This is a genomic window from Flavobacterium sp. DG1-102-2 (genome assembly GCF_033042555.1).
Lineage (GTDB): Bacteria > Bacteroidota > Bacteroidia > Flavobacteriales > Flavobacteriaceae > Flavobacterium.
This window is the reverse complement of record NZ_JAWLIK010000012.1, coordinates 109,276-121,992: the sequence shown is the minus strand read 5'-3', so window position 1 is coordinate 121,992 and position 12,717 is coordinate 109,276. Positions and strand designations below refer to the sequence as shown.

Here is a 12,717-nt window from a genome sequence, read left to right as displayed (position 1 = left end):
GGCTCTCGCAATTTGCGAGAGCCTTTTTTTGTGCCTAAAATTATTTGGCACTTTTTTGTGTCAAATTTACTATATTTACGACATGATAAAATCGAAGGAAAAAATAATCAGTGCGGCGATAGTATTGTTCAATAAGAATACATCTTTTAATCTAGAAGATGTTGCGCAACTTGCTGGCGTAAGTCGACGAACCCTTCATAGGTATTTTACAGGTAAAGATCAGCTGCTCGATGTCTGTAAAGAGACAACGATGGCTATTTGCAATGCTGCCATGGTTAAAGCTTATTCTTCCACAGATGACATCCTGAAAAAACTCGAAGCTATGCTTTATGCAGTGATAGATACCGGAAGCAATTCTGTATTTGTAAAAAAGTTCTATGAACGAAGTTCGTATTCCGAATCAGAAGGAAATAATGATTTTAAGAATGATGATATTAAATCCAAATGGTTCAACATTATAATGGAATTGCAGGGACAAAACATTATAAGCAGGCAGTTGTCTATAGCTTGGATATTTAATTTTTTTGGAAGTATTGCCGATGTGGCGATACTTGCAGTGGATAACGGAGATATAGCCAAAAATGATGCGAGGCGTTTTGCGTGGTTTTCGTTTAGTAACGGAATAGGTATAAAAAAAGCATAAAGGCAGTCGTGAATAAGTAGTAATCAATCAAAATAGTATGAGTCAGTTAGTATCAGATGAAGAATTGGTAAAATTATTGCCGGGTTTTTCTAATCATTATGTTGAGGTTAATGGCATAACACTCCATTATGTTGAATCAGGTAAAGGGGAGCCTTTAGTGCTTTTGCCGGGGTGGCCACAAACATGGTGGGCTTATCATAAACTAATGCCTGCGCTTTCAGAAAAATATCATGTAATAGCGGTAGATATAAGGGGGATGGGCAGTAGCTCAACCCCGGAAGGAGGTTATGATAAAAAGAATATGGCTAAAGATCTATCTGATCTAATTAAAGTTATTGGCTATAGTAAAATAACTGTCGCAGGTCACGACATAGGAGCAGCTGTAGCATTTAGCTTTGCAGCAAATCATCCTGAGCAAACCGCTAAACTGATTATGCTTGATACTCCGCATCCCGACCAAAATATGTATAAGCTCCCTATGCTTCCCGTTGGTATGCCGGTTTATCCGTGGTGGGTAGCTTTCAACCAGGTAAAAGAGTTGCCTGAGGCGTTACTTGAAGGCAGGTATGCAATATTGCAGGAATGGGTGTTTAATTCCCTCCTTATAGATAGGGATGCGATAAATGACTTTGATAGGCTTGTCTATGCGCATCATTATAATAAAAAAGACAACATACGTGCAAGTAATGGATGGTACCAGTCCTTTGTTCAGGATATAGAAGACGTAAAAATGTATGACAAGATAAATATTCCTGTGGCTGCTATAGGAAGTAAAACTGGCTGTCAAATGCTGGGCTATTTCCTTTCCCCTTTTTCAGATTCAGTTACAATTACAGAAATCGAAAATAGTAGCCATTTTGTGATGGAAGAAAATCCATTACAGGTTATACAAGCTATAAAAGTTTTTTTAGCATAAAAAAGGCTCTCGCAATTTGCGAGAGCCTTTTTTGCATTACCACCAGTCTGATCTGTTTTTGTTTCTTCCAAAATAGTAGGTGATACCTATTGTAGCTGTCATCATTTTTCCTGTGTAGCTTTCACCTATCGGCGAACTGTCAAAACGTACGTGCTGCCTGAAGTTCAGTATTCCCGAAAGATCTCCTCTCAAAGCAAACGAGTCGTTTATGTAAACCTGGGCCGTTCCGCCTATTATAAAATTTCCAATGTTATCGTATCTTTTGTTCTCGTAAGGGTCAAGCCTTGAATAACCCACTCCGCTATGCAGCAGCAGTCCAACAGTACCATTGGTCAGGTCTCTAAAGTTTAGACAGCGCCCGAGGTTGTATACCGCCTGGACAGAACCCCTGTCATAAAGGCTTCCGGTACCACGTTTTCCGGTATCTTCTATCTTATCGTGTGCATAATCTACCTTTACACCCCAGTACTCGTTAACCATATACCTAAAGCCCACGCCTATGTGTTTATAGTCGGTTTGGTTAGGGTTCCGTGTGTAGGTAAGTCCGTAATCTGCCTCAAAAGAAAATTGGTTAAATCGGTTGCGGTTTACAGACATTTGGGAAAAAGCCTGCATAGACAGCGCCAATGCTAAAAATGTGATTGTTTTTTTCATAAATATCAGGCAGAGCCCCTACTGTTAAATTATACAAATACAAGATCCATAGTGCTGACAGTTACGTATATCTAAATATCAGCTTGCTTAAAGTGCTGCGGCTTAAAAAGCAGCATGTATATAGTAAGGGATGTTTATTATTGGTTAGGTTGGTAAAGGCGCTTTTCTTATGGGGAAGCGCCTTTAATAGTTAACCTTTGCCAATAAAAGTTTTTTGAGTATAGGTGATAATTCTACAACGAATTATGTTAATTTATATTGAACGGGAAATAGTTAAAAGAATATTAAAATTTAAGAAAGCGTTATCTCTGCCTGTTTAACAGAACACTTTAAATGCGGTAACAGATTATTTAGGTTTATTATTTGTTAAGCAATGCCTTTGTTATTTAGTAATTGAATATTTTTGCATAATAATAAATTATAGATGCTTGCAGTTAAGAACATATCATTCGGGTACACCGATAAGATAATTCTCCACAATATAAATTTTACAGTAAAAACAGGCCAGAACATTGCTGTCATTGGCGAGAGCGGGTGCGGAAAAAGTACGCTGCTTAAGCTTATTTACGGCTTATATGATCTTAATGAAGGAGAAATAACCTATAAGGGTGAAGTTGTGACCGGTCCTAAACATAACCTTATTCCGGGTATGCCGTACATGAAGTACCTTGCACAGGATTTTGACCTTATGCCTTTTGTTACTGCTGCCGAAAACGTAGGCAGTTTTCTTTCTAATTTTTATCCTGAAGAAAAACAACGACGCATTCACGAACTGCTCCAGATCGTAGAAATGGACGGCTTTGCCGATGTTAAGGCAAAATACCTTAGCGGAGGCCAGCAGCAGCGTATAGCCCTTGCAAAAGTACTGGCGCTAGAACCTCAGGTGTTATTGCTCGATGAGCCTTTTAGCCATATTGACAACTTTAGGAAAAATGCTTTGAGGCGTAACCTGTTTGCCTACCTTAAGCAAAAAGGAGTAACGGTCATTGTGGCAACCCACGATAGTACCGATGCTCTTTCTTTTGCCGATGAAACTATAGTTGTCAAACAAGGGGTTATGTTGGATAAGGCACCTTCTAAAGAAATATACTATCATCCGCGCGATAAATATACAGCATCATTGTTTGGGGAAGTAAACGAGATAAAGCTTGAACTGCTTACACTTACGCAAAACCCGGAAGAAACGGTGCTTATCTATCCGCACCAGTTGAAGATAACAGAGGGCGGTCCGCTAAGAGTAACCGTTAAGCAATGTTATTTTAAAGGTAACCGATACCTGGTAAAATCGGCATTAAACAAACAGGTTATCTTTTTTGAAAACCAAAAAGAACTTGAGGTAAACGAAGAGATAACTCTTGCAGTAGACAGGGAAGCTTTTGGATAATCTCTGAGTTTACAGTTTTAAGTTTCGTATAAATAAAAAAATACCCGCTATTGCAGCGGGTATTTTTTTGGGACGCGGTAAAACTATTTCCTGTTTTTTACATATTTTTCAAGCCATTGGTCCTGTTCCCATAAGAGGTGTAGTATGCTTTCTTTTGCACTGTACCCATGGCTTTCCTTTGGTAATAGTACCAAACGGGTTGGTGCGCCAAAACCTTTAAGCGCATTAAAATAACGTTCACTCTGCATCGGGAAGGTACCCGAATTGTTATCGGCTTCACCATGTATAAGCAATAAAGGTGTTTTCATTTTATCGGCGTGCATAAATGGCGACATCGTATTGTAAATTTCAGGGGCATCCCAATAGTTTCTCTCCTCGCTCTGGAAACCGAAAGGTGTCAGTGTCCTGTTGTAGGCACCGCTTCGGGCTATACCCGCCGCAAAAAGGTCAGAATGGGTAAGCAGGTTCGCAGTCATAAAGGCACCATACGAGTGGCCTCCTACGGCTACGCGTTTCCTGTCTATATACCCAAGGGCATCTACAGCGTCTATAGCAGCTTTTGCATCGGCAACAAGCTGTGGTATAAATGTGTCGTTAGGTTCTTCTTTACCTTCGCCAACTATAGGAAACGAAGCGTCATCTAAGATAGCGTAGCCTCTTGTAACCCAGTATACGGGCGACCCATAATTAGGATATGTAAAATCGTTTGGGTTTGTAGTGCTCTGTGATGCACTGCTTTTATCTTTAAATTCGGCAGGATAAGCCCACATGATCATTGGCAGCTTCTCTTTTTTAGCTTTATCATACCCCGCAGGCAGGTAAAGCGTACCTGTAAGCTCAAGGCCATCCGCCCTTTTATATTTTATAAGTTCCTTGCTTACCTTCTCAATTTTTTTAAACGGATTCTCGAAAAATGTAACCTGTAAGGGCTTCTGTTTTTTTATGTTGTTGATATAGTAGTTTGGGTATTGGCTGCTGGCTTCAAACTGTACAAGCACTTCGCCCTTTTTGATATCAAGTATACTATTGATGGTTTCTTTTTTATCAGTGTACTTAGACTGGTATAACCTGGTTTTCTTTTTGGTCTTCAGGTCAAACTGGTCAATGAAGGGAAACTGCCCTTTAGCTGTAAAACCATCTCCTGTAAGGTAGGCGTTGTTTCCTTGAAGGTTAAGCACGTAACGCCCATACTGATTTCTTTTTGTATCAAAATCTCCGGGGTCGCTGTAAACATCCTGGTAGTTGTAATCAAAAATAACCTCCGGTTTTTGTGCTGCATCTGCAGGGTTAAAAATATAACGTTTTACATTACGCGTGTTCCACCAGTTGTCACTTAGCACAGCAGTATTGTCGTTACCCCATGTAATGCCGCTATAGCGGTTAATGGTTTTTACCATACTTCTTGGGCTGCCGGTAAAGGGAGCAGCCAGTTCAAATACCTCGTCACGATAAGGTACTTCTATAGCAGGGTCGCCGCCATCAAGCGCTTCTGCCCAAACAAGCGTGGCGGGTTTGTCTGCCCTCCAGTTTATGCTTCGCTTTCCTTTTTCGGTAGACATAAAACCTTTAGGCATATCTTCTACAAGCGGTTTTTCGTTAAATGTTGTAAGTGCCTTTCCGTTAGTGTCACAAATAACACTTTTGGTAGGGAAACGATCCAGTGTAACAATGTATGAGAATGGTTTTTGCAGTGTCGTTACCAGTGCATAGCTGCCATCGGGCGAAAAGCTCACTCCCGAATACATGGCGGCAGGCGCCCATACCGATTTTTGCCCGTTCAGGATAACCTTTTGCAGTTCAGATGAGGTAAGGGTTTCAAAATTAGCTTCGTCATTTTTATTTTTTAGCAAATCCTGATAGGTCCTGTTTTGTGCCTTAGTACCATCGCTAACTGTAACAGTGGGACCCGAAGGTACGGCATCAGTAGTGTTTACAAGCGCGGGCCTGTTGGCAGGGAGCATTTTTATAAGTAGTGACTTCCCGTCCCTGAACCATGTTATGGCACTGCCCATATTTGCATTAACAGTGGCATCGGTCAGTTTTTTTGCTTCCAGCAAAGCAATGTCAAGAACCCATGCTTCAACACCTGTTTCGGTGGTATGGGTAAAAGCAATTTTAGTTTCGTCCGGCGACCAGGCAAAGCCCGACAGCTTTGGGTTTTGCGGAAGGCCTTTCACCTGAACGGCATCTTTATCCCTTAGTTTTTTATATTTCAGGTTGTTTGTGTAGGTTGCGGTACTGGAAATATTTGTTTTAGGATTAATGCGCAGCCCGCCCAGCTTCAATTCGGTTTCAGAGAGATCGGCAATAGATCTATAGGCGTTGCGGTACATTAGCAGCATAAAGCTGTGTTTGCTGTCCATAAATACCGATGGTGCCCTTTGTACATCTACCAGCTCCACGATTTCGGCAGGTGGTTGTTGATAGGTAACATTTTCCTGTGCCCTGAGGTTAAGTCCTGCAAGTAAAAAAAGCAGCGAGGTAAAAAGTATTTTCATAAGTGTTGAGCTTTGGTTTACGTATATGTATGTTTTGAAACCGCTATGTTACAATAAATTCGATTTATAATTTTAAAACCGCCAAAAAAATACAATAAGTTAAAAATTAAAGGTGCTTTGCATTTTACTTTTAAGGAATGTTTATTTTTACAGTCTGATTTTTAACAAAATAATCAATACATGTATCATTCAAAAATTTCAGGCTTAGGCTATTACGTTCCCCAGAATGTTGTTACAAATGATGATCTTTCCAAGATCATGGAAACTAACGATGAGTGGATACAGGAGCGTACAGGTATTAAAGAAAGAAGGCACGTTATAAAAGGCCATGGCGACACTACAACCACTATGGGCGTAAAGGCAGCTAAAATTGCCATAGAGCGTGCTAACATAGATAAAGAAGATATCGATTTTATAGTGTTTGCAACCCTTAGCCCTGATTACTATTTTCCTGGGCCCGGAGTACTTGTACAACGCGACCTTGGTATGAAAAAGACCGTAGGTGCTCTTGATGTGCGTAACCAGTGTTCTGGTTTTATCTATGCACTTTCGGTAGCCGATCAGTTCATTAAAACCGGTATGTACAAAAACATACTTATCATAGGTTCAGAGCTGCATTCTACAGGTCTCGACATGACTACGAGAGGCCGTGGTGTTTCGGTGATTTTTGGAGACGGAGCAGGAGCAGCAGTGCTTACCCGTGAAGAAGATACGACTAAAGGTATACTTTCTACCCATCTGCATTCTGAAGGGCAGCATGCCGAAGAGCTTTCTCTTATTGCGCCGGGTATGGGCAAGCGCTGGGTGACAGATATTATTGCTGACGCGGATCCTAATGATGAAAGCTACTATCCATACATGAACGGCCAGTTTGTGTTCAAAAATGCAGTTGTGCGTTTTAGCGAAGTGATAAACGAAGGGCTTAAAGCCAATAATCTTGAAGTGAGCGATATTGATATGCTTATTCCTCACCAGGCTAACTTAAGGATCTCGCAATTTATTCAGCAGAAATTTGGACTTACAGATGACCAGGTGCACAACAACATAATGAAATACGGTAATACGACGGCAGCATCTATTCCTATTGCACTTACTGAAGCGTGGGAACAGGGCAAAATAAAAGAAGGGGACACAGTAGTACTTGCTGCCTTTGGTTCAGGGTTTACATGGGGAAGTGCCATTATTAAATGGTAGTCCTTTTAGTCTAAGTCTTAACAATTGTAAAGTTGTAAAGTTGGCCATCGCTTAGTAAATATAGGTTCCACTTTTTAGTCGTTACGATTAGAAAGTGGAATTTTTTTGGCGTTTGAGTGAAGCTTTCCCTTCTACAGAGAGGTTAGGGTATGTTTTATTTATATTTTTGAAATATAAAATTTAATCTTCAACAACTCAAAACTACAAGAAAATATATGCTTTGGATATTGTTCCTCTTACCTGTAATAGCAATTGTCTGGTATTGGTATCCGGACAAGCCGTTGCCGAAAGACGTGATTATAGATAAACTCGTCGTGCATAAAGCAAAAAGGGTAATGGAGGCTTATTCCGGAAACACAGTAATTAAGACGTACAATATCGCATTGGGTAAAAATCCAATAGGGCATAAAGAGTTTGAAGGCGATAAAAAAACACCTGAAGGCCGTTACACTATCAATGCCAGAAACCCGCGTAGCGGTTACTATAAAAACTTAGGTGTTTCTTATCCTAATGAAGCCGATAAAGTCCATGCGGCAAAACTGGAAAAATCTCCCGGAGGTGATATCAAGATTCACGGACTTCGAAATGATCGCGGATACATTGGAAAATTCCACCGCATGAAAGACTGGACTAACGGATGCATCGCCGTAACCAATGATGAGGCTGATGAGCTATATGTGGCAGTTAAGAAAGATGCGGAGATAGTTATTCTAAAATAGTTTTAAGTCGCAGTCGCAGTTTCCATATTTTTTGGCTTATTCCCCCTTTGGGGTAGGGGGCTGCATAAAAAAACAAAACCCCGGGCGCAACTCCCGGGGTTTTTACTAACCTAAACCTAATTTAATATGGAGATCATATTAATCTGTTTGCAGCAGCGATATTTAAAACATTCCGCCGCTGCCTTGTTTTGTATTGTCATCACGCTGTTTGCGCTGCATAGCCCTGTTCTTGCCACCGCCAAACATATAGTTGATGCCCACATATACGGTACGGCTTTCCCACCTGAATTCACCTTCCTGAGGGAATGGGTTTCTTGAGTCAAAGCCATAACGCATGGTCTTGAACATATCGCTGAAACGAACGCTAAGTGTCATTTTATTGTCAAGCAGTGTGTATCGTGCACCACTGTCTATTTTGTACATATCTCTTGAGTCGTTCTGAACTCCGTTTACCGCCCCCCTGTAAAAGCCAAACAGGTTAAGGCTAAAGCGGTTGTTTACCTTAAAGTTACTGTTTAGCCTTGCATTAAAGGCGTTGGCTGTAATGCTTTTTACTTCAGTTATAAAGCTTCCATCAGTCTGCTCAATGTTAACCACACCTTTTTGTGATATGCTCGAAAAATCGATTGCCGGCTGGATATCCCACCATTTAAGTATTTTATAATTTGCAGATACCTCAAAACCAAAAGCATTGTTATGATTAAAGTTAGCGTAGCTCATTATCTGGTCCTGTGTGTTTTCGGTGCTTTCGTTAGGATATAAAACCCTGCTTATCTCGTCGTTTATCAGCCTGTAGAAAACACCTCCTGTTATAGAAGATCCCTGACCGAACATTTTAGTGTAGTTAAACTCAACTGAATTTGTAAACTGCGGCTTAAGCTCAGGGTTACCTAAAGAAGTTACAAGCGGCGTTGCAAATTCCCTGATAGGCTTTGTCTGGTCAAGGCTTGGCCTGTCTACACGACGACTGTAGCTTAACTGAAGCGTGTTCTTATCGTTAAGGCTGTATGTTAAATATGCCGACGGATAAACTGTGATATAATCGTCTTTAAAAGCAGATGCGCCATTATAGTTGGCATTCACTTTATAGCTTTCAAAACGAGCACCAAGCTGATAGCTGAATTTCTCAAACTTTTGCCCGAAAGTTGCATACGCCGAATAAATATCCTGATCGTACGTATAGCCTACATTTCTTTGATCTTCCGGAATCTGGGTATTTGTAGAATTATAGTTGTTGTCAGAGCGTATAAGCCTGGCCTCTGCACCAAGCTCTAACGTCGACTTGTCGTCCAGCGGATTGATGTAATCAAGGTTAAAGGTTGCATTCTGGCGTTTGTCTATAACATCGTCATTGTAAAGCCTTAGTTCGTTTGCAGTAGTGGTTGCATAGTCAACATGTTGTGTGTCTTTAGAGTCGTTGTAGTTCCCTTCAAAATCAAGTGTATGTCCCTCTTTTTCAAACTTATGCTTAAAGGCTAAGTTATATGAGTTATTGTGGTTGTCGCTGTCCAGTTTAGAAAACTGGTTGATATTTGGCATATTTTCTTCAGGGCCATATTTAATGTCAGTGCCTATGGTGGCCTTACCTGAACCATAATTTTGGTTGGTGTAAACAGATAGTGTGTTGCTATCGTTGATATAATAATCGATACCAAATTTACCAAGTACACTTTCGTTATCGTTTACAACATCAATAAGCTGTTTAGAGTCTATGTCAAGACGATTTACATAGCCTCCGTTAAAATACTTACCTGAATTGCTTCCGGCAGTTCCAAAGAAGTTCACTTTACCTGTGCGGTAGTTCATGTCTATAGAATTGTTCACTTTAGGCGTTTCACCAAAAGTAAGTCCGGCATTAAAGCTTCCGTTAAAACCATCGTTAGCATTTTTATGCAGTACGATATTTATTATACCGCTCATCCCTTCAGGATTGTACTTCGCGCTTGGATTGGTAATAAGTTCAATCTTTTTTATAGAGGTAGAAGGTATTTGTTTTAATAGCTGTGCAGGGTCAAGGTTTGTAGGCCTGCCGTCTACCAATACCCTTACATTGGTATTGCCGCGAAGAGAGATATTGCCATCCTGATCTACGTTTACAGATGGTATGTTGTTCATGATCTCAGACGCTGTGCCACCGGCCGTGGTAAGGTCTCGCCCTACAGTAATAACCTTACGGTCAAGTTTCTGTTCTATAGTGCTTACCTCTTTTACAATGCTTACTTCATCAAGTGTTGTAGCTTCTTCTTTAATAGATACTGTGCCAAGGCTCAGTGTTCTTTGAGATTCGCTCAGGGCAGCAGGTAATGTTTGGGTTTTGTAACCCATGAACTGCACTTCTATACTGTATGTTTTAAGGGGAAGATTTTTTACGGCAAAGGTTCCGTTATCTTCTGTAATTCCACCGCCTACTACGGTACCATTTTCTTTCACTACAATACTAACATAAGGTAGTGCCTCTTTAGTTGTAGCGTCGATTACTTTTCCTGTAATGCTGCCCGGGTTTTGGGCAGTCATAGTCATGATGCTCCCGAGCAGGAGCATGCACAAAAACTTCAATTTCATGTCGATTTGATTTGATTGATGATTGGCAGATAAAACAGCATAAAAAAAAGAATGCTGCCGACACCTGCTTCTATCGATAAGACAACAACACGCTTGTTTTGTTACATAAAAATGTGAAAAAAATATTATTTAGAATAAAACAAAATAATTTTCGTAAAATGTTTCGCTGCTAACTATTCTAATTGTCTTACTTTTAAAGGTAATATAAGGGTGTTGTAAACTGCCTGTTTTCGGTATATTCAGCATGTCTTTTAAATTGGGGGAGAAAACGTTTTAATTAACATTTTTTTTAAAGTTTTTCCTTTCAGCAGGTTGCTAAAATATGCTTATCTTTGCACGCTTAAAAATAATACAAAAATGACATTATCTAAAATCCTCACTTTCCAGATCGAAAAAGCCATAGATGCTTTGTTTGGCGTAACTGTAGAAAAAATAGAACTGCAGGCTACACGGAAAGAATTTGAGGGCGATGTTACCATGGTTATTTTTCCGCTGCTTAAAGTTATAAAAGGCAGTAATCCGGCCGAACTTGGCGGTAAAATTGGTGACTACCTGGTTGCGAATACCGCCGAGGTAGAAAAGTTTAATGTGGTAGGAGGTTTCCTTAACCTCGTTATTGCAGATGCTTACTATATCAACTATTTCAACGAAATAAAAGGAGACGATAATTTCGCTTTTCCTGCACCTGCCGAAAACGGCAAGGCGGTAATGGTAGAATTTGCTTCGCCTAATACAAATAAACCGCTTCACTTAGGCCACGTGCGTAATGTTTTGCTTGGATATTCTGTGGCAAATATTGTTGAGGCATCAGGTAAAAAAGTATACAAAACCCAGGTTATAAACGACAGGGGAATACATATTTGTAAGTCGATGCTGGCTTATGAGAAATTTGGGCATAATGAAACACCTGAAACTGCAGGCCTTAAGGGCGATAAGCTTGCGGGTAACTATTATGTAGAATTTGATAAAGCGTATAAAAAAGAAATCAGCCAGCTTGTAGAAAGCGGCCTTACTGAAGACGAAGCTAAAAAGAAAGCGCCAATATTACTTGAAGCGCAGGATATGCTGCGTAAATGGGAAGCCGGAGATGCCCAGGTAATGGAGCTCTGGAACAGGATGAACGGATGGGTGTACAAAGGTTTTGAAGAAACTTATGCTAATATTGGCGTAAGCTTTGATCAGAATTATTACGAAAGCAATACCTATCTTTTAGGCAAAGATGTGGTAGCTGACGGCCTTGAAAAAGGTGTTTTTGAAAAAGACCCTGATGGATCGGTTTGGATAGACCTAACATCTGACGGCTTAGATCGTAAGATTGTATTGCGTTCTGACGGTACATCGGTATATATAACACAGGATATCGGTACAGCCATTCAGCGTGTAAAAGATTTCCCTGATGTAGGCGGTATGGTGTACACTGTAGGTAACGAGCAGGATTACCACTTTAAAGTGCTTTTCCTTATCCTTAAGAAATTAGGGTACGACTGGGCACAGCACCTGTATCACCTGTCTTACGGAATGGTAGACCTTCCGTCAGGAAAAATGAAAAGCCGCGAGGGTACTGTAGTAGATGCAGACGACCTGATGGCCGAAATGACAGCTACCGCAAAAAGCATCTCAGAAGAATTAGGAAAGCTGGAAGGCTACTCTGACGATGAGAAAGGTAAATTATATGAGACTATCGGCCTTGGTGCCCTTAAATATCAAATGCTTAGGGTAGACCCTAAGAAACGTATCCTGTTTGACCCTAATGAGTCTATCGACTTCAATGGAGATTCGGGTCCGTTTATCCAGATGTCGTATGTAAGGACAAGAGCTATACTGCGTAAAGCAGATTTTGATCTTGACCGTGCTATAACTACCGTGCCGTTGCATGCTAAAGAAAAAGACCTTATAAAACAGGTTGAACTTTTTGCTGCCGTGGTTCAAAATGCGGCGCAGCTTTACAGCCCTGCCATCATAGCTAATTATGCATATGATCTTGCTAAGGAATTCAGTTCATATTACCAGGTTGTATCTATACTTGGCGAAGAAGACTTTGATACTAAAGTGTTCAGGGTACAGCTTTCTAAAAAAGTGGGAGAAACCATAAAAGCGGCATTTGGCCTGCTGGGCATCAATATGCCTGAGCGCATGTAATCTTAAAA

The 12,717-nt window shown here is 40.5% G+C and carries 9 protein-coding genes; 6 read left to right on the top strand and 3 right to left on the bottom strand.

The window, feature by feature from the left end; genetic code table 11:
- Positions 1 to 82: 82 nt before the first annotated feature.
- Both R1T16_RS15850 and R1T16_RS15845 read left to right on the top strand, forming a co-directional pair.
- Positions 83 to 643: a TetR/AcrR family transcriptional regulator gene (locus tag R1T16_RS15850; RefSeq protein WP_317502102.1), complete on the top strand. Its 561-nt coding sequence runs from the start codon at positions 83 to 85 to the stop codon at positions 641 to 643.
- 37 nt (positions 644 to 680) lie between these two features.
- Complete coding sequence (locus tag R1T16_RS15845) at positions 681 to 1,559, top strand: alpha/beta hydrolase (RefSeq protein ID WP_317502101.1); 879 nt, start codon at positions 681 to 683, stop codon at positions 1,557 to 1,559.
- A 36-nt stretch (positions 1,560 to 1,595) separates the two neighbouring features.
- On the opposite strand, the gene R1T16_RS15840 is transcribed toward R1T16_RS15845, so the two are convergent.
- Positions 1,596 to 2,213, bottom strand: a complete 618-nt coding sequence (locus R1T16_RS15840; protein WP_317502100.1) for an outer membrane beta-barrel protein — start codon at positions 2,211 to 2,213, stop codon at positions 1,596 to 1,598.
- A 424-nt stretch (positions 2,214 to 2,637) separates the two neighbouring features.
- Between R1T16_RS15840 and R1T16_RS15835 the strand changes: the two genes are divergently transcribed.
- Positions 2,638 to 3,597: an ABC transporter ATP-binding protein gene (locus tag R1T16_RS15835; RefSeq protein WP_317502099.1), complete on the top strand. Its 960-nt coding sequence runs from the start codon at positions 2,638 to 2,640 to the stop codon at positions 3,595 to 3,597.
- A gap of 83 nt (positions 3,598 to 3,680) precedes the next feature.
- Here the strand turns inward: R1T16_RS15835 and R1T16_RS15830 are convergent, their stop codons facing one another.
- A complete protein-coding gene (locus R1T16_RS15830; RefSeq protein WP_317502098.1) occupies positions 3,681 to 6,095 on the bottom strand; it encodes a prolyl oligopeptidase family serine peptidase in 2,415 nt (804 codons plus the stop codon).
- A 180-nt stretch (positions 6,096 to 6,275) separates the two neighbouring features.
- On the opposite strand from R1T16_RS15830, the gene R1T16_RS15825 reads away from it, so the two are divergent.
- Positions 6,276 to 7,289 carry a beta-ketoacyl-ACP synthase III gene (locus R1T16_RS15825; RefSeq protein ID WP_317502097.1) on the top strand — a complete coding sequence of 338 codons (1,014 nt, stop codon included), beginning with the start codon at positions 6,276 to 6,278 and terminating at the stop codon, positions 7,287 to 7,289.
- Positions 7,290 to 7,504: 215 nt separating this feature from the next.
- A complete protein-coding gene (locus tag R1T16_RS15820; protein ID WP_317502096.1) occupies positions 7,505 to 8,008 on the top strand; it encodes a murein L,D-transpeptidase family protein in 504 nt (167 codons plus the stop codon).
- A gap of 162 nt (positions 8,009 to 8,170) precedes the next feature.
- Here the strand turns inward: R1T16_RS15820 and R1T16_RS15815 are convergent, their stop codons facing one another.
- Entirely contained in the window at positions 8,171 to 10,570 is a 2,400-nt protein-coding gene (locus tag R1T16_RS15815; protein WP_317502095.1) for an outer membrane beta-barrel family protein, read from the bottom strand.
- Positions 10,571 to 10,927: 357 nt separating this feature from the next.
- Between R1T16_RS15815 and argS the strand changes: the two genes are divergently transcribed.
- On the top strand, positions 10,928 to 12,709 hold the full coding sequence (gene argS, locus R1T16_RS15810) for an arginine--tRNA ligase (protein WP_317502094.1): 1,782 nt from the start codon (positions 10,928 to 10,930) through the stop codon (positions 12,707 to 12,709).
- The last annotated feature ends 8 nt before the right edge of the window (positions 12,710 to 12,717 follow it).